Genomic DNA, 24,914 nt, shown 5'->3' on the forward strand with positions numbered 1-24,914 from the left:
GTCTGTATTTTTTTTGAGTGTGAACGTTCATTCTCAATTGTAATGGAAGGTGGGGCGATTGTGGAGTGTTTTACCAAAAGCATTGCATAGGCGCTTGGCGCCCAGCGCTCAGTGGTAAATGGTTTCAGGTAAAAAGATAGGCTTTGATAAAGGCGACGACAATCGCCAGGCAGAGTAGGGTGGCCATCGTTTCCGACGTGGTTTTCGGTAAAATTAGCATGCGATCTCTCATCCAGTTAGCGCGACTGGATGAGATTATTCATGTGTAAGATTAAGAAAACATTAAGCGGGGGTTACTGGCCGGTGATCCAACTGACTAACATGAACGCCAAGATAGTCATCACCAGTGAGCCGGCGAGGTTAATCAGTGCATTAGTCAGTGCCCAAAGCATGCGGCCGTCCTGCATCAAATACACCACTTCTAACGAAAAGGTTGAAAAAGTGGTCAGGCCGCCACAAAAGCCGGTGGTGATCAATAAACGCCAGGTCGGGTCGAGAGAGAGGACGCGACTAAACAGCGCCATCGCTAAGCCAATAATAAAGCCCCCGAGTAGATTAACCGTCAGTGTACCGACCGGAATATGTGCATGCAGCGGATTCAGTTTCATACTGATCGCCCAACGCAATACGCTGCCCAAACCACCGCCAATAAAAACAGCCAGTAACGAACTCAACATGGTAGAAAACTCTTTCGGTTATTGATACGGGCTCAGAAAGGTTAAGGCGCAACGCTACGCACCTCTCTGAGAGGTTACGTAGACATCATCAGCCCGTTAAGGCGGTTATGGAGGAATGTCATCTCCGTCGCGGGCGATTTTACACCTTGTGTCATCCATTTTACAGAAGCTATTGCATGATACGCGGGGCGATTACCGTCTTACTCTGTTACACGTTGCGGTTGTTTTACCCTAAAGAAAGTAGGTAAATAATGGCAGGCAAGTTTTATTTCTTCGCTGCATTCTGCAGCTGGTATGAATAAAGAAGGTGAGTATGGAAGGTATCAGTATTACCAAGCTGCTGGTGATTGCGGTGTTAATCGTATTGCTGTTCGGCACCAGCAAATTGCGTACCTTGGGGGCGGATCTTGGGGCCGCGTTGAAAGGTTTTAAAAAAGCGCTGGGCGATGATGCGTCTCCGTCACAGAGCAGTGGCGCTAACTCGACCGCTGCACAACAAGTCGAAAAGAAAGATCGCTGATTTTTGTGATGCGTTAAATAATAAAAACGGATGCGTTGACGCATCCGTTTTTGTTGCCTATTGATTCAGTGAAGCGTAACAAAAAATAACTATTATCAAATTTAAAGGTTATTTCACTTCCATGCCTTTGGCCTGCAAGTCTGCATGGTAAGAAGAACGCACAAACGGGCCACAGGCCGCGTGGGTAAAGCCCATCGCCAATGCTTCTTCTTTCATTTCGTCAAACTCAGCCGGACTGACATAACGTTGCACCGGCAAGTGGTGGCGGCTTGGCTGTAAATATTGGCCCAAAGTCAGCATGGTGACGCCGTGGCGGCGTAGGTCGCGCATGACGTCGACGATTTCAGCATTGGTTTCGCCCAGACCCACCATCAGACCGGATTTGGTTGGAATATCTGGGTGGGTTTCTTTAAAGCGTTCCAATAGCTTCAATGACCATTCGTAATTCGCACCAGGACGAACCTGGCGGTAGACTCGCGGCACGTTCTCCAGATTGTGGTTGAACACGTCTGGTGGTGTCGCCGTCAGAATGTCTAACGCACGATCCATGCGCCCACGGAAGTCGGGCACCAGCGTTTCGATCTTGATGTTCGGGCTTTTTGCGCGAATGGCAGTAATACAATCGGCAAAGTGTTGTGCGCCACCGTCGCGTAGGTCATCACGGTCAACCGAGGTAATGACCACATAGCGCAGCGCCATATCGGCGATGGTTTGGGCCAGTTTTTCCGGTTCATGCGCATCGGGTGCGACCGGGCGGCCGTGTGCAACGTCACAGAATGGGCAGCGTCGGGTGCAGATGGCACCCAAAATCATAAAGGTAGCGGTGCCGTGGTTAAAGCATTCAGACAGGTTAGGGCAAGATGCTTCTTCGCACACCGAATGCAAACCATTCTTACGCATAGCCGCTTTGATGCCTTGGATGCGTGTTGAATCCGCTGGCAATTTAATCTTCATCCACTCGGGTTTACGTAACAGCTCCTGCCGTTCGGTGACCACCGTTTTAACCGGGATCAACGCCATTTTGTCTGCATCGCGGTATTTAACGCCGCGTTCCATCTGAATTGGTTTACTCATAGTCGTGCAGGTTCCAGTTACGAGACTCGACCGTCTGGTAGCCGAGTAGATGAACAAATTTCTGTACCAGGATTGGATGAACGTCGTCTATGCCAACGCCGGGCACCAGCGCGCCGATCTGTGTCATCTGCATTCCGGCGTAACCACAAGGGTTAATACGCTGGAATGGGCTGAGATCCATGGCAACATTGAGCGCCAGACCGTGAAAGGAGCTTCCTTTACGGATCCGCAAGCCCAGAGAACAAATCTTTTGCTCGCCCACATACACGCCGGGTGCATCAGGGCGCGCACGCGAATGAATATGAAAATGGTCGAGGGTATTGATGACCGTATCTTCTAGCGCGGTGACCAGTTGACGTACACCCACTTTGTTGCGTTTAAGATCAACCATCACGTACATCACTTGCTGACCGGGGCCATGGTAGGTCACTTGGCCACCGCGATCGCTTTGGATTACCGGAATCTCTCCTGGCATCAAAACGTGTTCTGCTTTACCGGCTTGGCCTTGGGTGAATACAGGCTGATGCTGCACCAACCACAGCTCATCTGGCGTACTTTCGGTACGGCGATCGGTGAAGTTATGCATGGCTTGGGATACAGGCGCATAGGGCTGCAACCCCAGCTGACGCAGTATGATCTTATTGTGTTGCAAACGAGTCATCGTCAGGTTACAGAAGTGGTAAAGTCATTATACCGGGCGCTCCCGCTCGCGACCAGCATTTAGCTGACCAAAAATGCGCAACCCGGGCAGAGGATCGTCTGGCCCGGGTTGATAAGCAGAGTTTTATGCTGAAATTACAGTACCATGCGAACAATTTCAATGTTACCCAACTCTTCATATAACGTTTCCACCTGGTCGATATGGGTGGCAGTAATTGTAATAGACACCGAGTGATAATTGCCTTTGCTGCTGGGTTTAACCTGTGGTGTGTAATCCCCCGGAGCATGGCGTTGCACCACTTCAACTACCTGGTCTACCAGCTCGGGTTGCGCCAAGCCCATTACCTTGTAGGTAAAAGAACAAGGGAATTCAAGCAGTTCGTTCAGTTTAGTTTTTTGCATGTGTGCTCCAGCGTTACGTCTTCTGTAAAGTATAACTCCCGCCGGGGCGGGAGTTAGTGTTATTTGCAATATGGGGGCAATATCGCCGATTTCAAGTTTAGCCGAACCAGTGGTGGAACATCAGTTTGATGTAATCCACGATGCGGCTGAAGAAACCGCCTTCTTTCACTTCATTCAACACCACGAGCGGGCGTTGATCGATGGTTTTCCCATCCAGTTGGAAGTTGATGCTGCCGACCACCTGATTCTTGGCCAATGGCGCATGAATTTCCGGTGTGTTCAGCACGTAGCTGGCTTTCAAATCTTTCATTCGGCCACGTGGGATCGTCAGATAGACGTCTTTATCAACGCCAAGCTCCACGCGGTCGGCATCGCCAAACCACACCGGCTCAGAGGCAAATTCTTTACCGGCTTTCAATGGCGCAACGGTTTCGAAGAAGCGGAAGCCCCAAGTCAGCAGTTTCTTACTTTCGGTTTCACGGCCCTTATAGGTACGGCCGCCGAGCACGGCGGAAATCAGGCGCATTTGGCCTTCGGTTGCCGATGCGACCAAGTTATAACCTGCGGCGTTGGTATGGCCTGTTTTGATACCGTCTACGTTAAGGCTGGTATCCCACAGCAAACCGTTACGGTTCATCTGACGAATATTGTTGTAGGTGAACTCTTTTTCTTTGTAGATCGCATATTCATCCGGCACATCGCGGATCAATGCTTGGCCGATCAGCGCCATGTCGCGCGCCGAGCTGTATTGACCTTCTGCATCTAGCCCGTGAACGGTTAAGAAGTGGGTGTTTTTCAAACCAAGCTGCTTAACATAGGTGTTCATCAGGTTGACGAACGCGTCCTGACTGCCGGCCACATAGTCGGCCATCGCCACACAGGCGTCGTTACCGGATTGCAGGTTGATGCCGCGTGTCAGCTTGGAAACCGGTACGCGATCGCCTGGCTTCAGGAACATCAGTGAAGAGCCTTTAAACACCGGGTTGCCGGTAGCCCATGCATCCTGACCGACGGTAACCAGATCATCCTGACCAATCTTGCCGGATTTTAGCGCTTGCCCGATGGCGTAGCTGGTCATCATTTTGGTCAGGCTAGCGGGATCACGGCGCGCATCCGCATTGGATTCGGCCAGAACTTTACCGGAGTTGTAATCAATCAGGATGTAAGATTCCGCATCAATTTGCGGAACACCTGGGATCATGGTTTTGATATTAGCATCATCGGCATGTGCGCTGTGGGTTGCGCTCATCGCGATAACGGTGCCGAGCGCTATGCTCTTGATTAAGCGAAAAGAAGTTAAATGTTTCATGATCTGGACTACAAAATCCGTGAAAGTAAGTTAAAAAACGAGCCACACTATAACAGATGGGATCTTGATAGGCATTAGCCATTCATCTGATTGATAACGCTTTACACCGGTTTAGCTGCAAGAAAATGTTTCAGCTAAACCTTGATAGGTACTTGTTGGCCGCGAAGTTAAGGTGTAGCAGTGACGAATGACTGTTGTTGGGCTTCTGTTGCGAGCCGTTGTTGCAGTTGTGCTGCTTGTTGGCGATCGCTAAAGGGACCCAGTTGTACGCGATAAACATTGCTGCCGGCAGATACTTTGCCGGGTACGCCAAACTGCTGGCTGAGTTTTTGCTGCCATTCCTGCGCACGTTCGGCATTGCTTAAGGCACCGACTTGCACCATAAAACCGGCGGTGGTTTGGGCCGCGGTGCTCGGCGTCGAGCTGGCGGTGGTGGATAATGTTGCGGTTTCAGGCTCGGCAGTTTCGAGTACGCCAGCGGGTAATGCGCTCGGGGTACCGATTAATCCGCCGCTGTTATTGCTCGCCGCCGCGGTTGTAACGTTGCCCAGCCGGCTATTATCAATTGGGCGAATGTCGCTACCGTTAACCGCCGGCGCATCTTGCTGGATTGGTGTACCCAGGCTGCCGGTGCTCAGGTTCGGACGTGCCGGCAAGGCGTAGCTTTGTTTCGCTACGATGGTGCCGATGGTGCCAGGGCCGCTGAGCGTGCCATCTGGCGCAACATTAATGAAATCAACTTTCACTTTAGTGTTGTTCGACAAGTTCAAGCGATCGGCAGCGGCTTTTGATAGATCGATGATCCGTCCTTTGACGTAGGGGCCGCGATCGTTAACGCGCACAACTAACTGACGACCGTTAGCCAGGTTAGTGACGCGCACATAGCTTGGAATGGGTAGCGTTGGATGTGCCGCTGTGAGGGAATGAGGATCGAACGTTTCACCGATAGCGGTCGTATTGCCGCTGGCTTCTTCGCCATACCAACTGGCTAGCCCGGTTTGCGAGAAGTTCTGCGGATTTTTAACGATACGATAGGTGTCACCATTCACCTTATAATCTTGTGATGTTCCCGGATTATAGGCTTCGTATTGTGGCTCTACACCCGCGATTTCCACTATTGGCCCGTTATATGGCGGTTGCTGTGCTGTCGGCTGTTCAGCCGTTGGGATCGTGCAGCCGGAAAGCAATGCGGCAATCGTAACCGCGCTAATCCAAAGCCATTGCTTACGCATCATTACTCACCTCTTATAAACTCTTTGATAGCATTTTCCGATGCGTATGGATCGACATCACGATACCAAACCCCGCCATAAGCACGATCAATGCCGAACCACCGTAACTGACCAGAGGCAACGGTACGCCAACGACCGGTAAAATGCCACTGACCATACCGATGTTAACAAACACATAAACGAATAAAATTAGCATCAGCCCGCCGACCATTACGCGGCCAAAGGTGGTTTGTGCTTTTGCGGCGATCATTAGCCCACGGATAATGACCAGCAAGTAGAGCGCCAGCAAAACCAAGACGCCGATCAACCCCAATTCTTCTGCCAATACCGCAAAGATGAAGTCGGTGTGGCGTTCCGGCAAAAATTCCAACTGAGACTGGGTGCCATGCAGCCAACCTTTACCCGAAAGACCACCTGAACCAATAGCGATTTTGGATTGGATAATATGATAACCGGCTCCAAGGGGATCGCTTTCTGGGTCCAGCAGCATCATTACCCGCGCGCGCTGATAGTCATGCATAAGGAAGAACCACAGTATCGGAATGAACGCGGCGACCAGCAGGGCGGCGATGGCGATCAGCTTCCAACTCATGCCGGACAGGAATAGCACAAACAGGCCAGACGCGGCAATCAGAATGGAGGTGCCGAGGTCTGGCTGAGCCGCGACCAGTAGCGTGGGTAAGAAGATCAGCACCAGTGCGATGCCGGTATTTTTTAGCGAAGGTGGGCAAACGTCACGATTCATAAAGCGCGCCACCATCAATGGCACGGCAATCTTTGCAATTTCTGAGGGTTGAAAGCGCACGAAGCCCAGATCCAGCCAGCGCTGGGCCCCTTTACTGATTTGGCCAAACGCGTCGACCAGTATCAGCAAAATGACGCAGAAAATGTACAAATAGGGTGCCCAACTTTCATAGACACGCGGCGGAATTTGCGCCATCACCCCCATGACAATCAGCCCCATCACAATCTGGCCTATTTTACGTTCCATCATGCCGATATCTTGGCCGCTGGCACTCCACATAACGAATGCGCTGTATACCAACAGGGCCAGAATGAAGAACAGGAATGTGGGGTCAATGTGGATTTTGGTCCAGATCGAGCCTTTTTGTTGGCTTTCGGTCATAGTCTGTTAATCACCTTCTGAACCCGGCGCCGCCGGTGGGGCGTCGGGTAATTGCGTATTGTTGTCGCCCAGCAAAATGTGATCGAGGATCTGGCGTGTGATGGTGCCAACTGCCGGACCCGCGCCGCCGTTTTCCAGAATAATGGTCACTGCGACGGTGGGATTCTCGTAGGGTGCAAATGCCGTCATCAATTTATGATCGCGAAGATGCTCTGCGAGTTTGTGGGCGTTATAGGTTTCGTAACCGAATACCTGCGCGGTACCTGATTTTGCCGCAGCTTTATACGGTGTTCCGTTAAAGAACTTGCGTGCCGTACCGTTAGCGCGGTTGGCGACGCCGTACATGCCGTCTTTGGCAATTTCCCAGAAGCCAGAATGAATATCGCCAATTTGTACGCTTTCTTGCTGACGGAAAGGAACCCGCACCCCATTTATCTTGGTGCTTTCCAACAAATGCGGCGTTTTGACGTTACCATCATTAATTAATGTGTTCAGTGCTTTCGACATCTGAATCGGTGTCGACATCCAGTAACCTTGGCCGATTCCGACTGGAATCGTATCACCTTGATACCAAGGTTTTTTGTAACGTTTGAACTTCCATTCGCGCGTTGGCATCAGGCCAGAACGCTCTTCTGACAGGTCGACACCGGTATATTCACCATAACCGAATTTGCTCATCCAGGCGGAGAGCCGGTCGATGCCCATATCATAGGCGACCTGATAGAAATAAGTATCGGCAGATTCTTCAATGGCCTTGGTCACATTCAGACGACCATGGCCCCACTTTTTCCAGTCACGGTAGCGTTTTTCTGAACCAGGCAGCTGCCACCAACCGGGATCGAAGACGATAGTATTCTTGGTGACCACGCCAGCGCTGAGGGCGGAAACGGCGATATAAGGTTTTACCGTCGAGGCCGGCGGGTAGACACCTTGCGTTGCGCGGTTGATCAAAGGACGGTTAGGATCGTTTAACAACCCTTGATAATCTTTGCTGGAGATACCGTCAACAAACAGGTTGGGATCGTAACTGGGGTTAGAAACCATCGCCAAGATGCCGCCAGTACGCGGGTCGCTCACCACGACGGCGGCGCGGCTGCCGACCAGCAATTGTTCAATGTAACGTTGTAGATTGAGATCGAGCGTCAGATAAATATCTTGCCCCGCGGAAGGGGGCTGCTCGTGCAATTGACGAATCACCCGGCCACGGTTATTGACCTCCACTTCCTCATAACCGGTTTTGCCGTGCAAGGTATCTTCGTAATAGCGTTCGATGCCCAGTTTGCCAATATCGTGGGTCGCCGCGTAGTTCGGCATCTTATTGTCTTTATTGAGCCGTTCAACATCACGATCGTTAATTTTAGACACATAGCCAATGACGTGGGTAAGGGCAGAGCCGTAGGGATAATAACGGCGTTGGTAGCCTTTGACCTCAACCCCAGGAAAGCGGAATTGGTTGACCGCAAAGCGGGCAACCTGCACCTCAGTGAGTGCATTTTTCACCGGAATAGACACAAAGCGGCGCGAGCGTTTACGCTCTTTTTCAAAGTTAGCGATGTCTTCATCGGTAAGATCGACTACCGAACGCAGCGCTTGCAGCGTCGCCTTCAGATCATCAATTTTTTCGGGCATCAACTCGAGCTGATAAATTGTGCGATTAAGCGCTAACGCTGTGCCGTTGCGATCGTAGATGATGCCGCGGCTAGGGGGAATGGGGACGAGCTTGATGCGGTTTTCGTTTGAACGGGTGCGGTAATCCTCAAAGCGCTCGATTTGTAAATGGTACAGATTGACAATCAGGATGCTGGTCAGCAGCAAAATGAACAGAAACGCCACCATGGCACGGCGTACAAACAAGGCCGATTCAGCCGTATAGTCGCGAAAAGGGTTACGTTCTATTTTCATCCCGTTGTTTTATTTCACTCTCGCTGTCATCGCCGGTCATTCCCGATGATAAGGATGATTGGTGGTGATACTCCAGGCACGGTAAAGGCTTTCCGCGACCAGAACGCGTACCAAAGGATGTGGCAAGGTCAGTGGCGAAAGTGACCAGCACTGCTCACCGGCGGCTTTACAGGCCGGAGCCAGCCCTTCAGGGCCGCCAATCAGCAGGCTGACGTTACGGCCATCCTGCTTCCAACGTTCCAACTGCTGTGCCAACTGCGGGGTATCCCACTTGCTGCCGGGGATGTCCAACGTGACAATCCGGTTGCCTTTGCCGACTGCCGCCAGCATTTGCTCGCCTTCCTTTTCCAAAATGCGTTTGATATCGGCATTTTTACCGCGCTTACCTGCCGGGATCTCGATCAGCTCAAACGGCATGTCTTTAGGAAAACGGTGCAGGTAATCCATAAAGCCGGTCTGAACCCAGTCCGGCATTTTGGTGCCCACGGCGACCAGTTGCAGTTTCACCGCTTAGCTCCAGAGTTTTTCCAGTTCGTACAGGCGACGGCTTTCTTCTTGCATCACATGCACGATCACTTCGCCCAGATCGACCACGATCCAATCGGATGCTTCCTGGCCCTTCATACCATACAGTTCCATACCTAATTCGCGCGCTTCCTGCACAACATGGTTGGCGATTGACATCACATGGCGCGTGGAGGTGCCAGTGCAAATAATCATGCAATCGGTGATGCTGGATTTACCTTGGACATCCAGAGCGATAATGTCTTGGCCTTTCAGGTCATCGATTTTATCGACAACGAAATCTTGGAGCGCTTTACCTTGCAAAGGTTCCCCCTCGGGTATGTTCTGGGTCAGTTGATTAATGCAGGCGGATACCTGAAAAATAGCGGCGCAGTATAGCACACGACCTAGCGGTATAAACCCTGAAGCACGATATAACGTTGCACCGAACGCGGTAGCAGATCATCACAACTCACCCCACGATGACGACGTTCGCGGATCTCGGTGGCGGAAATCTCCAATAGCGGGGTGTCTGCCAAATAGATAAAACCATGTGGTTGATTGCTCAACTGCGCGGCGTCGGTAACGCGATGCGACTCTAACCAGCGCTGCAGTGCTGGCGTTTCCATGCGATTATCATAACCCGGCCGTGCCAGTACCAGTAGGTGGCAAACACCCAGCAAATCCTGCCAACGGTGCCATTTGTGTAAGCTTAACAACGAATCTTGCCCAATAATAAACGCCAGTGGCTGTTGGTTACCACGCTCTTGACGAATGGTTTCCAGCGTTTCGATCGTATAGGACGGCGAGGTGCGATGCAGTTCGCGATCGTCAACGGCAAACAGTGGCTTATCGGCGATCGCCAATTCGAGCATTTTCAAGCGTTGTTGTGCATTGGCTTCTGGCTGTGGCCGGTGCGGCGGGACATGATTTGGCAGCAGCATGATCTGATTCAAGCCGACTTCATTAGCCAATACTTCTACGGGTCGTAAATGGCCGTAGTGAATAGGATCGAACGTGCCGCCAAACAGGGCATGCAGTGCCGCTGCTCGCGGAGGATTAGTGGGCATAGGGTAAGCTCGTGGCCAAAGGTTTCCCACACAATAGCATTGACAGGCTTTCCAGTTGTGGCCATACCGATTGGCCATAATCTTGCTTTAGCGTGATTTCAAGCTGCGCTAGCAGGTGTACAGCCTGTTGTAATTGGGTGGCGGATAAACGTTGTAACGCTTGGGTTATCAAGCTGCGACGGTTCTGCCAAACTTTATGCTGATCGAATAAGGTACGCAATGGCGCTGATGGCATACGGCGTTGTAGCGTTAACAACATCAGCAACTCACGTTGAAGCGTGCGCAAGAGAATCACCGGTTCGACGTCTTCCTGCCGTAATTGCTGCAAAATGTGCCAAGCACGTTTACTTTTGCCGGCGAGCAATGCATCTAGCCAATGATAAGGCGAGAAGTGTGCGGCATCGTTCACTGCTTGCTCGACGCGTGGCAGCGTCAGTTTGCCATCAGGATGCAGCAGCGACAGCCGTTCCAGCGCTTGCGACAGCGCCAGCAGATTGCCTTCGTAGCAATAACACAGCAACTGATTAGCGGCATCATCCAATGCTAACTGCATGGTTTTGGCACGGCTGGTGACCCAACGCGGCAGTTGCGCGTGTTCAGGCGTCTGGCAGGTGACGTAAACACCGTTTGCGCTCAATGCCTTGAACCAAGCGCTGTTTTCCTGCGCTTTAGTTAGCCGTGGCCCGCGTAGCATCAGCAGAATATCGTTGTGCAGCAAGGCTGCCAGCTTCAACAATTGCTCACCCATCGGTGCGGTGAGGCCGTTTTCCGGGAAGATCAACAGTAAGGTTTGGCGGCTGGCAAATAGGCTCATCGCCTGGCAGATGCTGAAGATGGCATCCCAGTCGGTATGAGCGTCGAGAGAAATACTGTAGTGTTCGCTGAATTGCTGTTGTTGCGCGGCTTGCCGGATCAGATCCTGGCTTTCCTGCAATAACAGTGGCTCATTCCCACTCAGTAAATAACAAGCGCGCAGTCCCTCACGGAGCTGCGCGGCAAGTTGTTCAGGATAAAGGCGAATCATTGCGCTGGGAGAGTTTCCGACCTTTCGTCTGCGATGGCGGCTTTTTGTTGCGCCTCTTCTTCAGCAGCATGCACGCTTAGCAACTTACGGACTAACTGCTGTGCCGCTTGTTGGCGCATCTCCTGCAGGATAATCTCCTGTTCAGAGTCTTTCGCCAATACAGTCAATGGGTTATCGAAGAACGAACGGAACACTTTAGCGTTCAGCGGGTAAATATCGTGCCCCGGGATCAACACCTGTGCCTGTACGTTCATCACCATTTGATACTCTGCCGTTTTACCGTCCTGGAAGATCGAGACGGTATCCTGGTTTTGGCCAGAGCTGACAATACGCAAGGAAGGCACATCCTGGCGTTTGGCGTCTTTGACGATAGTCACACCATTTAGGCGCAACTGTTCGCGCACGGCGCGAGTCAGCGGCCCATAGGGATCATAGCTGTCCAGCACCAGCGTTTTCATTTCTGAAGGAACCTGCGTGGTTCCACGCAGGTGAAAACCGCAGCCGGCGGTGACGAGCACCACCAGCCCCAGCAACAACGTCATAATACGAAGTCGCACAACGCCTCCTTGTGTTAACCCACAACCAGGTTAAGCAATTTGCCAGGAATATAGATCACTTTACGCACGGTGACCCCTTCCAGATATTTAGCCACCAAATGCTCCTCAGTGGCGCATGTACGCACCTGCTCTTCGGTTGCATCGGCTGGCACGGTAATTTTAGCGCGTACTTTACCATTGACCTGGACAACCACCAATTTGGAGTCTTCGACCATCGCGCGCTCATCGGCTACGGGCCATGGTGCGACATCGATATCACCTGAACCACCCAGTGATTGCCACAGGCTAAAGCATGCGTGCGGTGTGAAAGGATACAGCATACGTACCACCGCCAGCAGCGCTTCTTGTAACAGCGCACGATCTTGCTCGCTGTCTTGTGGCGCACGGCTCAGTTTGTTCATCAACTCCATCACGGCGGCAATCGCGGTGTTAAAGGTTTGACGGCGACCAATGTCATCGGTCACTTTAGCGATGGTTTTGTGAACATCACGGCGAAGCGATTTCTGATCTTCATTCAGCGCAGCGACATCCAGTGGTTGTACCGCACCTTTCTGCACGTGGTCGTAAGCCAGTTTCCAAACGCGTTTCAGGAAGCGATTAGCCCCTTCAACCCCGGACTCCTGCCATTCCAAGGTCATTTCCGCTGGCGAAGCGAACATCATGAACAGGCGCACGGTGTCGGCACCGTATTTCTCTACCATCTCTTGCGGATCGATGCCGTTATTCTTCGACTTCGACATTTTGCTCATGCCAGCATAGACCAGTTCGCGGCCTTGCGGATCGGTGGCTTTGATAATGCGGCCTTTTTCATCGCGCTCAACGGTGGCGTCGACTGGGGAAACCCAGACGCGCTCGCCGCTGTTGCCGAGGTAATAGAACGCATCCGCCAGCACCATACCTTGGCACAATAGGCGTTTTGCCGGTTCGTCGGAGTCGACCAAACCTGCATCACGCATCAGTTTATGGAAGAAGCGGAAATACATCAGGTGCATGATAGCGTGCTCAATACCGCCGATGTACTGATCAACCGGGAGCCAGTAGTTGGCGGCTGCGGGATCCAACATGCCTTGATCGTACTGCGGGCAGGTGTAGCGCGCGTAATACCATGACGATTCCATAAAGGTATCGAAGGTATCGGTTTCACGCAGTGCGGGGTGACCGTTAACGGTGGTTTTCGCCCACGTCGGATCGGCCTTTATTGGGCTGGTAATGCCGTCCATCACTACATCTTCTGGCAGAATGACCGGCAGTTGATCTTCTGGCGTTGGCATGACCGTACCGTCTTCCAGCGTCACCATAGGAATAGGTGCGCCCCAGTAACGTTGACGCGATACGCCCCAGTCACGCAGACGATAATTGACCTTACGTTGACCTACGCCTTTGGCGACCAGTTTATCCGCGATGGCGTTAAAACCGGCTTCGTGATCTAAACCGTCGAACTCACCGGAATGATAGAGTGCGCCTTTTTCGGTCATTGCCTCGGTGCTGATGTCTGGCTGGCTACCATCAAGGTTCAAAATCACCGGTTTGATGTGCAGGGCATACTTAGTGGCGAACTCCCAGTCGCGCTGGTCGTGAGCTGGAACCGCCATCACCGCACCGGTGCCGTATTCCATCAAGACGAAGTTGGCAACCCAGATGGGTAATTTTTCGCCGCTGAGTGGATGAATGGCAAACAGGCCGGTCGCCATGCCTTTCTTCTCCATGGTGGCCATTTCTGCTTCGGCAACCTTGGTGTTGCGGCACTCTTCGATGAAATCGGCTAATGCAGGGTTGTTAACCGCGCCTTGCTGCGCCAGCGGGTGGCCAGCGGCAACGGCGAGATAGGTCGCCCCCATAAAGGTGTCCGGGCGGGTGGTATAAACCGTAACTTTTTCATCGCTATCGGCAACGTCGAAGGTGATTTCCACGCCTTCTGAGCGGCCAATCCAGTTGCGTTGCATGGTTTTAACCTGCTCTGGCCAGCTTTCAAGCGTGTCCAAATCGTTCAGCAACTGATCGGCATAATCGGTAATTTTGATGAACCACTGTGGGATTTCTTTACGCTCAACCTTGGTGTCACAGCGCCAGCAGCAGCCGTCGATCACTTGCTCGTTCGCCAGCACGGTCAGATCGTGCGGGCACCAGTTAACGGCAGACGTCTTTTTGTAGACCAGACCTTTTTCATACAGCTTAGTGAAGAACCATTGTTCCCAACGGTAGTAATCCGGTTTACAGGTGGCGATTTCACGATCCCAATCGTAACCAAAGCCCAGCAGTTTCAGCTGGTTTTTCATGTATTCAATATTGTCGTAGGTCCACGGCGCTGGAGCCGTGTTGTTTTTCACCGCAGCCCCCTCGGCCGGCAGGCCGAAAGCATCCCAACCAATAGGTTGCAGAACGTTTTTACCCAACATGCGTTGATAGCGGGAGATCACGTCGCCGATGGTGTAGTTGCGCACATGGCCCATGTGTAGACGGCCGGAAGGGTATGGCAGCATAGAGAGGCAGTAGTATTTCTCTTTACTGGTATCTTCAGTCACTTTAAAAGTCTGCTTCTCTTGCCAGTGACGCTGTACGTTCGTTTCTATCTCTTCGGGGCGATATTGCTCTTGCATGGCGGCTGGTGGTCCTATAGGTGTCAAACAGCTTACCCTTCCTATTTCGCGTTACAGGCGCGCTAGCGATGTTTTCTCACCTCAGACCGGTTGGTTCACCAGTGCTTCATGAGCCGTTCGCCAGACGCTTTCCTACACCTTGAAATGGCTCAGGTATGCATCCGTAGCATTTTGTGTCATCCCCAAGATAATGCGCGTTGCGGGAAAGCCAACACCTCGGCAACGCCAATATGAAGGAGATAGTATTTAGATCCGCATAGCATAGCTGATAAGGCCTCCTTGCAACAACACCAAGCGGCTTTGTGCCCGCGTATTTAAAAAAAAGCCCGGTATGATGCGCTTCACATCTTGATAATCCCATCGCTTGCCACGTGACATCAGTAATTTACGGCTAAAATGATAAGAGGTAGTTTAACAGGACGTCCTGCCACATCCGTTCATCGAGGAGAAATTATGAACAAGGTTGCTCAGTATTATCGCGAATTGCTGGCATCACTGACCGAACGTGTGAACAAGGGGGAGCGTGACATTGAAGAATTAGTCGCCAGCGCTGAACGGCGGTTAGATGAAATGGGGGATTTAACCCGTGATGAAGTGGCGCAGCTAAAACTGGCGGTGCGGCGCGATCTGGAAGAGTTTGCCCGTAGCTATGAAGAAAACCGCGAAGATTTCACCGATAGCGTATTCATGCGGGTGATAAAAGAGAGCCTCTGGCAGGAGCTGGCGGATATTACCGATAAAACCCAGTTGGAATGGCGTGAAGTGCTGAAAGACGTCAGTCACCATGGGGTATACCACAGCGGTGAGGTGGTGGGGCTTGGGAATTTAGTCTGTGAGAAATGCCATCATCACCTGGCATTTTATACGCCGGAAGTGCTGCCGCGCTGCCCAAAATGCGGGCACGATCAGTTCCAGCGTCGGCCATTTGAACCGTAATTTATCTATTGGTTGCCACGGCTCTCCACGCTGAATCATGTGGAGAGCCGGTTTCATCAGATGCTGCTGGTTTCGTCAACGCTTACTGTTAATAGCGGGCGACGCAGGTTGCTAATAAATCGACAAATCCTTGGCGTTCGATGCCGGTCAACACCTCTACGTTAGCCGGTCTTCCGGTTTGCTGGAACTCGTCCACCACCGTTTGCCCAAGGGTATAGTTGCCTTTAGTCTCGACCCCCACCCAGCGTTGATGGCTTTCGAACAGCTGTGGCGCTAGCAACCAGGCAATGACGCAAGGGTCATGCATCGCCGCGCCGGGGAGTTTACGTGGATGGCTGAGATAAAGCGGCAGATAAAAATCGAGCATTTCACCGACGGCTGTGGCAATGGGGTTGCCGATTGCGCGAATGCGTTCGACGTCTTGTGGCAACATCAGTGCCTGATGGGTAACGTTTAAACCCGCCATGGTTAGCGGTACGCCAGATTGCAGCACCATTTCCGCCGCCTCTGGATCCACGTAGATGTTGAACTCAGCGACCGGCGTAATATTGCCCAGATTCATCGCGCCGCCCATAAAGACGATGCGTTCAATGTTAGATTTCAATTCAGGGTGTTGTGCCAGCAGTAACGCAATGTTGGTCATTGGCCCAATGACGACCAGAGTGATGGGTTGTGGGCAGGTACGCAGTAATTCGGCGATCAGTTCGACGGCGGTTTGTTTGACAGGCTTGATCTGCGGTGCGGGCAGCTGCGTGTTGCCCATACCCGTTTGGCCGTGCATATAGTCGGCAATAACCAATTCGCGCAGTAAGGGTTTAGCGGCACCGGCCGCGACCGGAATGTCCTCGCGTTGCATCAGCGTTAGCAGTGCAAGAGTATTATGCAAGGTTTTCTCCGGCGTTTGGTTACCGGCAGACACGGTGATGGCTTTGACATCTAACTCTGGTGCGCGCAGCGCCATTGCCAGAGCAATCGCATCATCCAGGCCCGGGTCGCAATCAATAATTATTGGTTTTGGCATGTGTTCTCTCCTTTGCTCGTTAATTTTGCTACGAGCATCGGATCAAACCCGATAATAAACAAGGACTTTTAATGCGCCCTGTGCGGGCGCATTGGAAGGATTAATGCAGAATTTTCGCCAGAAAATCTTTGGCACGCTCAGACTCTGGATTGTTGAAGAAATCGTCTTTTTTACGATCTTCAACAATCTTTCCCTCATCCATGAAGATTACGCGGTGTGCCACTTTACGGGCGAACCCCATTTCGTGCGTGACCACCATCATCGTCATGCCTTCCTGCGCCAGCTCAACCATAACGTCCAGCACTTCATTGATCATTTCTGGATCCAGCGCCGAGGTCGGTTCGTCAAACAGCATCGCGATCGGATCCATGCACAACGCGCGAGCGATCGCGACACGCTGCTGCTGACCGCCGGAAAGTTGTGCCGGATATTTATCGGCGTGTGCGGTTAGCCCTACACGTTTGAGTAACGCCAGGCCTTTCTCACGGGCGGCCGCTTTGTCTCGCTTGAGCACTTTGACCTGAGCCAGGATTAGGTTTTCGATAATGGAAAGGTGAGGGAACAGTTCAAAATGCTGGAACACCATGCCGACTTTAGCGCGTAACTGCGCCAGATTGGTTTTTTTGTCATTAACGTGCGTGCCGTTGACCACAATTTCACCTTTCTGGATCGGTTCCAGACCGTTAACAATTTTGATCAACGTCGACTTACCTGAGCCAGAGGGGCCGCAGACCACAACTACTTCACCTTTTTTGACTTCTGTGGAGCAATCGGCCAGCACCTGAAAGTGACCGTACCACTTCGAAACATTTTTCAGGGAAATCATCAAACCGTCCTTTTCTTCAAATAGCTAACCAGCGCCGAAGCGGCAATACTGATAACAAAGTAGACAAAACCGGCAAACAAGATCATTTCAACCTGCGTGCCATCGCGCTCGCCGATGCTTGAGGCGGTACGGAAGAAGTCAGCCAAGCTTAATACGTAAACCAGCGAGGTATCCTGAAACAGCACAATACCTTGCGTCAGTAACAGCGGTACCATGGCACGGAACGCTTGTGGCAGGATCACTAACCTCATGGACTGCCATTGCGTCATGCCCAATGCTAACGCTGCGGAGGATTGGCCGCGTGATACGCTGAGAATCCCGGCGCGAATGATTTCCGAGTAATACGCAGCTTCAAACAGCGAAAAGGCGACCATCGCCGAGATGAGGCGAATATCGGTTTTCGGTGAGAGTCCGAGCACCTGTTGCAATAAGCTGGGCACGACCAGATAGAACCACAGCAGCACCATAACCAGCGGCACGGAGCGGAACAGGTTAACGTATAGGGTGGCGAACCAACTGATCGGTTTGAACGACGATAGGCGCATCACCGCTAACAGTGTGCCCCAGATAATGCCGAAGATGACCGCCGTCACGGTGATCTTCAACGTAATGACCATGCCTTGCAGTAAATAAGGGATGTTCGGGATAATCGATCCCCAGTCAAATTCGTACATTATTTACTCCCCATATTGCCGGGTAACTGCACCTTGCGTTCGACCATACGCATCAACAACATAATGACGGCGTTGATGCCGATATATGCGAGCGTAATTGCGGTGAATGATTCATAGGCATGCGCAGAGTAATCCAACAGTTTGCCGGCCTGGGCCGCCATATCGACCAAGCCTATGGTTGAAGCGATGGCGGAGTTTTTAACCAGGTTGAGCATTTCTGAGGTCATCGGCGGTACAATAACCCGGTAGGCATTCGGCAATAGCACGTAGCGGTAGGTTTGCGGCAGCGTCAACCCCATTGCCAATCCGGCAGCCTGTTGACCGCGCGGTAGCGATTGAATGGCGGCGCGCACCTGTTCGCAGACGCGAGCGGCGGTAAACAGCCCAAGACAGAGCATTGAGGAAACGAAGAATTGAATATTGGGATCCAATTCAGCCTTAAACCACATACCGATATCTGAGGGGAGCAGTTCTGGAACTACGAGATACCAGGTAAAAAACTGTACGATCAGTGGCACATTACGAAATAGTTCGACGTAAACGGTACCAAGGGTGGACAGAAAACGGTTGGGGACGGTACGCAAAATCCCGAACAGAGAACCGACAAAGAAAGCGATAATCCATGCGCAGACGGAGAGGGCAATCGTTACCTGGAAGCCGGACCAAATCCAACCGAGATAGGTGGTATTACCAAACGGCGCTTGTTCTAAAAAGATACCCCAGTTCCAATCTATTGACATAAAAAACTCCAATAAACTAGCGCAATGCGCCTTAAATATTGATGGCGGAGTGACGCCGATCGCTACGCTGCCAGTGGTTTTGGTTTAGCGCTGCGGAGGCGACATGGGAAGCGATGCGGAAGGGGAACGGCCTTCCGCATGGATTACCTGTCTGTCCCGAATTGGTTCTACAGGGCATTTTGCTGATCATTCTTATCGGCTTGGCGCTGAAAAACCTCACGTCTCTGCGTACCTTTGGTTTTTGCCCAGCGCGAATTCGAACGGGCTGCATCAATTACGCCTGTTGTCGCAAACTCGTGCCATCAACGGGCGGGTGGCATTAGCCATTCCCGCTCTATTGTTATTAGTTCAGTGCCTTATCGTTTGGTTGTTTGAATAATTGCTTCATGTCGTCAGACAACGCGAAGTGCATATTCAAATTTTTCGGTGGGATAGGTTGATTGAACCACTTATCAAACCATTTAGCGGCTTCACCAGAGGTTTGTGCCTGAGCGATAGTGTCGTCAACCAGCTTTTTGAACTCAGGATCGTCTTTACGCAACATACAGCCATAGGCCTCTTTGGATTGCGGCATACCAACGATATCCCATTGGTCAGGTTTCTTGGCTTTTGCTCGTTCACCCGCCAGTAAGGCATCATCCATCATAAATGCCACTGCGCGCCCACTTTCTAGCGTGCGGAAAGAGTCACCGTGATCTTTTGCGCTAATAATGCGCATTTTCATCTTGTCTTTATCGTTTAGGTTGTGCAGTAACACTTCAGAGGTGGTACCCGACGTCACTACCACGGTCTGATCGGCTAAGTCTTTAAAATCTTTAATATCTGAACCTTTCTTCACCAGCAGGCGAGTGCCGACGATGAAAATCGTATCGGAGAATGCGGCCTGTTTCTGACGTTCGAGGTTATTGGTGGTGGAGCCACACTCGAAATCAAACGTCCCATTTTGCAGCAATGGAATACGGTTTTGCGAGGTGATTGGGAGCATTTTGACTTGCAGATTCGGCGCATTTAATTTTTTCTTGATCGCATCTACGATCTGATTGGAATAGTCTTGTGAGTACCCCACCACTTTCTGTTGATTATTGTAGTAGGAAAAGGGCACGGAGGACTCACGGTGTCCCACCACGATCACGTCGTTGTCTTTAATTTTCTTCAGCGTACCGGTCAACGCTTCCGCATGGGCTACGCTACTTGCCATACCGATAAGCAATAACGATAACGCCAGTTTACGCATTTGCATGGTTCAACTCCTCGCTGTTGTCGTGTTCGGCACTCAAAGAGTGCCAAGAATAAAATGGCTATTTCTTGATCATAGGCGAAAGATAGCCTGAGTACTGATGACTGTTAGAAAATAGCCGATTGTGAACAGAATGAAACGAAAATGTTTCATAGTTTGAGACATCACGCGCACCAAACAGAGGCAATAAAACAACCAGGCACCGTCATGGTGCGGGTTATGCACGCATGTAGTGCGCAAAGGCGTACCAATGTCATCAAAAGTAAATCTGTCCGGATATCAGAAGGATTAAAGCAAGGAGTATGCCAGCCATGCGCTGGTTGAATAGAATTTAGGGCAGTAGAGGCGGGGCGCAACGCGTGCGCCCCAAAGCATTATTTGCGGCGTAGGCTCAGAATTAAAGCCAGGCCACCCAAGAGCGCGGTAACAATCCACAGCGGAACGCCACCAAAACGCGCGTAAGGGGTAATACCGGTCGTGGGGGTCACGTTCACGTCCAACACCTGGCGGGTGAACTGCGGTATTTCGGCAATAATCTCGCCGGTCGGGCCTATCGCTGCCGTCACGCCATTATTGGTGCTGCGCAGCAATGGCCGCCCTAACTCCAGCGCCCGCATGCGCGCCATTTGGAAGTGTTGCCACGGCCCGATGGAATGGCCAAACCAAGCGTCATTGGAGAGAGTGAGCAAGAAGTTGGTATCTGGCCGGAAGTTATCTCGCACCTGCTGGCCGAGCACAATCTCATAGCAAATGGCGGCAGTCAGGTTTAAGCCGCGCACTTTCAGCTGGGGCTGAACGTAGTCGCCACGGCTAAACGATGACATCGGCAGATCAAAGAACGGTGCGAGTGGCCGTAACAGCGTCTCCAGCGGGACGAACTCGCCGAATGGCACCAGATGATGCTTATTGTAGCGATCGGCCGCAGGGTAGCGATACGGCTCATTTTCACCCAGCACAATCACACTGTTGAAGAATTGCGTGCCTTGAGGCGTTGCACGAGCATCAACAATGCCGGTGATCAGGCTGCTATTTTTAGCGCGCATCAGATCATCCATCATGGTCAAGAAACCATTTTGGTTACTTTCCACATCAGGAATGGCTGATTCTGGCCAGATAATGATCGGCGCTTTACCGGCGTAGGGGCGAGTCGCGTCAAGGTAGGTTTGCAATGTGCTGATGAGCGCTTTCGGATCCCACTTCATCGATTGGGCGATATTACCTTGCACCATCGCCACATTGACCGCTTTTTCTGGCTGAGGGGTAAACCAATGCCATTGACGCAATGGCCAGGGCAATAGCAGCATCGCTATGGCAATCAGCGCAGGGGTAATGCGTCGTTGATTGACGGCGTAAACCAGCAAGCCGCTGAGTGACATGAGAATGAAGGTGATGGTCTCAACGCCAAACAGCGGCGCAATGCCTTTGAGCGGGCCGTCAATCTGGCTGTAACCAAACTGTAGCCATGGGAAGCCCGTCAACACCCAACCGCGTAGGAACTCGGTTATTTGCCACAGCACAGGTGCGGCGATTGCCAGTCGCAGCCAGTTGGTTTTCGGCCATAGGCGCGTGAGTAGCCCGGCGAACAACCCGCAGTACAGCGACAGGTAGGCCGCCAGCAGCAGCACTAAGAAAATATTAACCGCGAACGGCATACCGCCGAAGTCGGCGATGCTCACGTAGACCCAATTGACACCACTACCGAATAGCCCCATTCCCCAGAGGAAACCGAGTAAGGCCGACTGTTTAGTTGTGCGGTTAAGGGTGACAGCTAACAGGCCAAAAAGAGAGACAATAGCCGCGGGCCATAAGTCATAAGGAGAAAATGCCAGCGTTCCACTGGCACCGAAAAACAGCGCCAGCAGGGCACGTACCCGCTGGCGTTCGAGCAAAGAGGCTTTAGCCATGTGAAATTTAGTCTTCCAGTTTCGGTTGCGGAGCGTCGTCCGGAATTTTTACATGAACCTGGATGATACGTCGACTGTCGGCCATGGCAACTTTAAACAGGTAACCTTCGATTTCAATGGTTTCACCGCGAGCAGGTAAATGGCCGAAAGCTTGCATGATCAGGCCACCGATGGTGTCGACCTCATCATCGCTGAAGTTGGTTTCGAAGGCTTCGTTGAAATCTTCGATTGGCGTCAGGGCACGCACGGTGTACATGTGGCGGCTGAGCTGACGGATATCACAATCTTCTTCATCATCATATTCGTCTTCAATTTCACCGACAATCAACTCCAGAATGTCTTCGATGGTGACCAGACCGGAGACACCGCCGAACTCGTCAATGACAATCGCCATGTGATAACGCTGAGAGCGAAACTCTTTCAGCATCCGGTCAACCCGCTTGCTTTCCGGTACTACCACCGCAGGGCGTAACACCTTATCGATGCTGAACGGCTCTGAATCTGCGCGCATAAACGGTAACAGATCCTTAGCCATCAGAATGCCTTCGATGTGATCTTTATCTTCACTGATCACCGGGAAGCGCGAGTGGGATGAGTCGATAATCGCGTCCAGACACTCTTCCAACGTCTGGTTACGCTTGAGCGTCACCATTTGGGAGCGAGGGATCATGATGTCGCGTACGCGCTGTTCGGCGATATCCATCACGCCTTCCAGCATGTCACGGGTATCGGGATCGATCAGATCGTTTTGCTCGGAATCACGGATCAGCTCGACCAGGTCGTCACGGTTTTTCGGTTCGCCGTGGAATAGCTGGTTAAGGAGAAGAGTAAAGAACCCTTTCTTGGGACTGGGGCTATCATTGCTTTGTGAATGGTCGTCGCTCATGGCGTTTTAGTTAATATCACTCATGTAAGAGTTATCGATGTCAGCGACAGCCTGGCGATTAAGCCAAGCTGTGGGGTAAACGGCTGACGTTTAAGTGGGGTCTTTTTCCGCAAGGTATGGGTCTGGGTAGCCCAGATCCTGCATAATCTCGGTTTCCAAAGACTCCATTTCTTCGGCTTCATCGTCTTCGATGTGGTCATACCCTAGCAGATGAAGGCTGCCGTGGACAACCATATGCGCCCAGTGTGCTTCCAGCGTTTTGGCTTGTTCAACCGCTTCCTGTTCAACGACCTGCCGACAAATGATCAGATCGCCAAGCAGAGGGAGCTCCACGCCGGGGGGCGCTTCAAACGGAAACGATAACACATTGGTTGGTTTATCTTTGCCGCGATAGGTCAAGTTTAGTGTGTTGCTTTCAACCTCATCGACCAGGCGTATGGTGACCTCGGCTTCTTCTTGAAACTGTGGCAATACGCCTTCAAGCCAGCGTTGGAAGGTTTTTTCATCGGGCAAACCACTATTGTCTTCACAGGCAATTTGTAAGTCTAGGATGACCTGGCTCACGGTGCCTCCTGCTCAGAGGCGGTTTGCGCCTCGCGTTTACGCTGCTCCGCAATGGCGTCTTTGCGCTTCTGCTCGGCGGCTTCCCAGGCTTCATAAGCGATAACAACGCGTGCGACTACCGGGTGGCGCACTACGTCTTCGCTGTGGAAGAAGTTAAAACTGATCTCTTCCACTTCAGACAACACTTCTACGGCATGGCGCAGGCCGGATTTCTGATTGCGTGGCAGGTCAATCTGCGTTACGTCACCGGTGATCACCGCCTTGGAGTTGAAGCCAATACGTGTCAGGAACATTTTCATCTGTTCGATGGTGGTATTTTGGCTCTCGTCCAAAATGATAAAGGCATCATTCAGCGTACGGCCACGCATATAGGCCAGCGGCGCAACCTCGATCACATTGCGTTCGATGAGTTTTTCAACGCGTTCAAAGCCCAACATTTCAAACAGTGCGTCATACAGCGGGCGCAGGTACGGATCGACCTTTTGGCTGAGATCGCCCGGCAGGAAGCCGAGCTTTTCACCGGCCTCAACCGCTGGACGCGTCAGTAAAATACGGCGAACATCCTGACGTTCCAGTGCGTCAACCGCCGCGGCCACCGCCAGATAGGTCTTACCGGTACCGGCCGGGCCGATACCAAAGGTAATATCATGATCAAGAATATTGGCGATGTACTGCGCCTGATTTGGCGTGCGCGGTTTAACCATGCCACGCTTGGTTTTGATATTGACCGCTTTACCATAGTCGGGCACGCTGTCGGCAACCTGCTCCAGCACGCGGCTTTCTTTGATAGCCAGATGAATCTGTTCCGGGTCGATGTCCGGTATGATGCCGCGAATCGGGGCGGTATCCACATACAGATGGCGCAGAATATCTGCGGCGGCCACCACGCACGGGTTCTTGCCGACCAGTTTAAAGCGGTTGTCACGCCGGTTAATTTCAATGCCTAATCGACGTTCAAGCTGTTTGATGTTGTCATCAAATGGGCCGCACAGGCTGAGCAAGCGCTTGTTGTCTGCGGGCTCTAACAAAATTTCTTGTGTTGCGACGTTCAAACGAATCCTCAAGGCTCCTATCGGGCCTGGTTGATGTCAAAGTTACGTGCTCACGATGCGCGCGTTCAGAGCAAATCTGAGCCGTATACGATGAATTATTCATGGTGTACGGCCAGCGCGCAAGTTTACCTCTTCTCTATCTGTGCGCTGGCCTGGAAATTCAAGGGCTGAGCATGAAAAACATGGCGTGATGGCGCTCCGTTAGTGATAGCGCGTAGCGCTGGGCATGATCCGCGGGTTATCGCTCGAACATGAAATACCGCGGTAGAGTCTAGGCCTTAAGCGCGTATGTGGCAGCTTCAGGATAACAGGCTTATGCCACGCATTACCCTGTACGGCGCTAACTAACGTCCGGCTCAAGGACAGGGCATCAGGTTGTAAAAAATGCCGGTCAGGATTAACTGAACGGCATTCGGCACG

General features: G+C 51.9%; 25 protein-coding genes and 1 riboswitch. Of the genes, 2 read left to right on the forward strand and 23 right to left on the reverse strand.

Going from position 1 to position 24,914, the window contains the following annotated elements:
* Window positions 1-293 precede the first annotated feature (293 nt).
* Entirely contained in the window at window positions 294-677 is a 384-nt protein-coding gene (crcB, locus tag ACQKDS_RS02560) for a fluoride efflux transporter CrcB (protein ID WP_399665412.1), read from the reverse strand.
* 72 nt (window positions 678-749) lie between these two features.
* Window positions 750-812, reverse strand: a riboswitch (Fluoride riboswitch).
* 178 nt (window positions 813-990) lie between these two features.
* Here crcB and tatA point away from each other — a divergent pair.
* Window positions 991-1,197 carry a Sec-independent protein translocase subunit TatA gene (gene tatA / locus ACQKDS_RS02565; RefSeq protein ID WP_399665415.1) on the forward strand — a complete coding sequence of 69 codons (207 nt, stop codon included), beginning with the start codon at window positions 991-993 and terminating at the stop codon, window positions 1,195-1,197.
* Window positions 1,198-1,305: 108 nt separating this feature from the next.
* On the opposite strand, the gene lipA is transcribed toward tatA, so the two are convergent.
* The 13 genes from lipA to leuS form a co-directional block, all read right to left on the reverse strand.
* On the reverse strand, window positions 1,306-2,271 hold the full coding sequence (lipA, locus tag ACQKDS_RS02570) for a lipoyl synthase (protein ID WP_399665418.1): 966 nt from the start codon (window positions 2,269-2,271) through the stop codon (window positions 1,306-1,308).
* Entirely contained in the window at window positions 2,264-2,932 is a 669-nt protein-coding gene (gene lipB / locus ACQKDS_RS02575; RefSeq protein ID WP_399665420.1) for a lipoyl(octanoyl) transferase LipB, read from the reverse strand. The genes lipA and lipB overlap by 8 nt, the downstream gene beginning before the upstream one ends.
* Window positions 2,933-3,066: 134 nt before the next feature.
* Window positions 3,067-3,333: a DUF493 family protein YbeD gene (ybeD, locus tag ACQKDS_RS02580; protein WP_399665423.1), complete on the reverse strand. Its 267-nt coding sequence runs from the start codon at window positions 3,331-3,333 to the stop codon at window positions 3,067-3,069.
* 97 nt (window positions 3,334-3,430) lie between these two features.
* A complete protein-coding gene (dacA, locus tag ACQKDS_RS02585; protein WP_399665426.1) occupies window positions 3,431-4,642 on the reverse strand; it encodes a D-alanyl-D-alanine carboxypeptidase DacA in 1,212 nt (403 codons plus the stop codon).
* A 167-nt stretch (window positions 4,643-4,809) separates the two neighbouring features.
* Complete coding sequence (gene rlpA, locus ACQKDS_RS02590) at window positions 4,810-5,874, reverse strand: endolytic peptidoglycan transglycosylase RlpA (protein WP_399666210.1); 1,065 nt, start codon at window positions 5,872-5,874, stop codon at window positions 4,810-4,812.
* Between the two features lie 13 nt (window positions 5,875-5,887).
* Window positions 5,888-7,000: a peptidoglycan glycosyltransferase MrdB gene (gene mrdB / locus ACQKDS_RS02595; RefSeq protein WP_399665429.1), complete on the reverse strand. Its 1,113-nt coding sequence runs from the start codon at window positions 6,998-7,000 to the stop codon at window positions 5,888-5,890.
* Between the two features lie 6 nt (window positions 7,001-7,006).
* Window positions 7,007-8,902, reverse strand: a complete 1,896-nt coding sequence (gene mrdA, locus ACQKDS_RS02600) for a peptidoglycan DD-transpeptidase MrdA (protein WP_399665432.1) — start codon at window positions 8,900-8,902, stop codon at window positions 7,007-7,009.
* Between the two features lie 36 nt (window positions 8,903-8,938).
* Entirely contained in the window at window positions 8,939-9,409 is a 471-nt protein-coding gene (rlmH, locus tag ACQKDS_RS02605) for a 23S rRNA (pseudouridine(1915)-N(3))-methyltransferase RlmH (protein ID WP_399665435.1), read from the reverse strand.
* 3 nt (window positions 9,410-9,412) lie between these two features.
* Window positions 9,413-9,730 carry a ribosome silencing factor gene (rsfS, locus tag ACQKDS_RS02610; protein ID WP_399665437.1) on the reverse strand — a complete coding sequence of 106 codons (318 nt, stop codon included), beginning with the start codon at window positions 9,728-9,730 and terminating at the stop codon, window positions 9,413-9,415.
* 83 nt (window positions 9,731-9,813) lie between these two features.
* The gene (gene nadD / locus ACQKDS_RS02615) at window positions 9,814-10,476 is read right to left on the reverse strand and encodes a nicotinate-nucleotide adenylyltransferase (RefSeq protein WP_399665440.1); all 663 of its coding nucleotides are present in this window, start codon (window positions 10,474-10,476) and stop codon (window positions 9,814-9,816) included.
* On the reverse strand, window positions 10,466-11,500 hold the full coding sequence (gene holA, locus ACQKDS_RS02620) for a DNA polymerase III subunit delta (protein WP_399665443.1): 1,035 nt from the start codon (window positions 11,498-11,500) through the stop codon (window positions 10,466-10,468). The genes nadD and holA overlap by 11 nt, the downstream gene beginning before the upstream one ends.
* The gene (gene lptE / locus ACQKDS_RS02625; RefSeq protein ID WP_399665446.1) at window positions 11,497-12,057 is read right to left on the reverse strand and encodes an LPS assembly lipoprotein LptE; all 561 of its coding nucleotides are present in this window, start codon (window positions 12,055-12,057) and stop codon (window positions 11,497-11,499) included. Before lptE ends, holA begins: the two co-directional genes overlap by 4 nt.
* A gap of 14 nt (window positions 12,058-12,071) precedes the next feature.
* Entirely contained in the window at window positions 12,072-14,654 is a 2,583-nt protein-coding gene (gene leuS, locus ACQKDS_RS02630) for a leucine--tRNA ligase (RefSeq protein WP_399666213.1), read from the reverse strand.
* A 453-nt stretch (window positions 14,655-15,107) separates the two neighbouring features.
* Between leuS and ACQKDS_RS02635 the strand changes: the two genes are divergently transcribed.
* Window positions 15,108-15,590 carry a zinc ribbon-containing protein gene (locus tag ACQKDS_RS02635; RefSeq protein WP_399665449.1) on the forward strand — a complete coding sequence of 161 codons (483 nt, stop codon included), beginning with the start codon at window positions 15,108-15,110 and terminating at the stop codon, window positions 15,588-15,590.
* 88 nt (window positions 15,591-15,678) lie between these two features.
* Here the strand turns inward: ACQKDS_RS02635 and rihA are convergent, their stop codons facing one another.
* From rihA to ACQKDS_RS02680, 9 genes are all read right to left on the reverse strand, one after another.
* On the reverse strand, window positions 15,679-16,611 hold the full coding sequence (gene rihA, locus ACQKDS_RS02640) for a pyrimidine-specific ribonucleoside hydrolase RihA (RefSeq protein WP_399665452.1): 933 nt from the start codon (window positions 16,609-16,611) through the stop codon (window positions 15,679-15,681).
* A gap of 100 nt (window positions 16,612-16,711) precedes the next feature.
* A complete protein-coding gene (locus ACQKDS_RS02645; protein ID WP_399665455.1) occupies window positions 16,712-17,437 on the reverse strand; it encodes an amino acid ABC transporter ATP-binding protein in 726 nt (241 codons plus the stop codon).
* Window positions 17,437-18,111: a glutamate/aspartate ABC transporter permease GltK gene (gene gltK, locus ACQKDS_RS02650; RefSeq protein WP_399665458.1), complete on the reverse strand. Its 675-nt coding sequence runs from the start codon at window positions 18,109-18,111 to the stop codon at window positions 17,437-17,439. Before gltK ends, ACQKDS_RS02645 begins: the two co-directional genes overlap by 1 nt.
* Window positions 18,111-18,851 (reverse strand): amino acid ABC transporter permease, encoded by a 741-nt coding sequence (locus ACQKDS_RS02655; RefSeq protein ID WP_399665461.1) that lies wholly within the window; start codon window positions 18,849-18,851, stop codon window positions 18,111-18,113. The genes gltK and ACQKDS_RS02655 overlap by 1 nt, the downstream gene beginning before the upstream one ends.
* 343 nt (window positions 18,852-19,194) lie before the next feature.
* On the reverse strand, window positions 19,195-20,091 hold the full coding sequence (locus ACQKDS_RS02660) for an amino acid ABC transporter substrate-binding protein (RefSeq protein ID WP_399665464.1): 897 nt from the start codon (window positions 20,089-20,091) through the stop codon (window positions 19,195-19,197).
* A gap of 371 nt (window positions 20,092-20,462) precedes the next feature.
* Window positions 20,463-21,992 carry an apolipoprotein N-acyltransferase gene (lnt, locus tag ACQKDS_RS02665; RefSeq protein WP_399665467.1) on the reverse strand — a complete coding sequence of 510 codons (1,530 nt, stop codon included), beginning with the start codon at window positions 21,990-21,992 and terminating at the stop codon, window positions 20,463-20,465.
* Window positions 21,993-21,999: 7 nt separating this feature from the next.
* On the reverse strand, window positions 22,000-22,878 hold the full coding sequence (corC, locus tag ACQKDS_RS02670) for a CNNM family magnesium/cobalt transport protein CorC (RefSeq protein ID WP_399665470.1): 879 nt from the start codon (window positions 22,876-22,878) through the stop codon (window positions 22,000-22,002).
* Between the two features lie 90 nt (window positions 22,879-22,968).
* On the reverse strand, window positions 22,969-23,442 hold the full coding sequence (ybeY, locus tag ACQKDS_RS02675) for an rRNA maturation RNase YbeY (RefSeq protein ID WP_399665473.1): 474 nt from the start codon (window positions 23,440-23,442) through the stop codon (window positions 22,969-22,971).
* Window positions 23,439-24,494, reverse strand: a complete 1,056-nt coding sequence (locus ACQKDS_RS02680) for a PhoH family protein (protein WP_399665476.1) — start codon at window positions 24,492-24,494, stop codon at window positions 23,439-23,441. The genes ybeY and ACQKDS_RS02680 overlap by 4 nt, the downstream gene beginning before the upstream one ends.
* Window positions 24,495-24,914 lie beyond the last annotated feature (420 nt).

It is taken from the genome of Serratia sp. NPDC078593, from assembly GCF_050268245.1.
Taxonomy (GTDB): domain Bacteria; phylum Pseudomonadota; class Gammaproteobacteria; order Enterobacterales; family Enterobacteriaceae; genus JBNNGK01.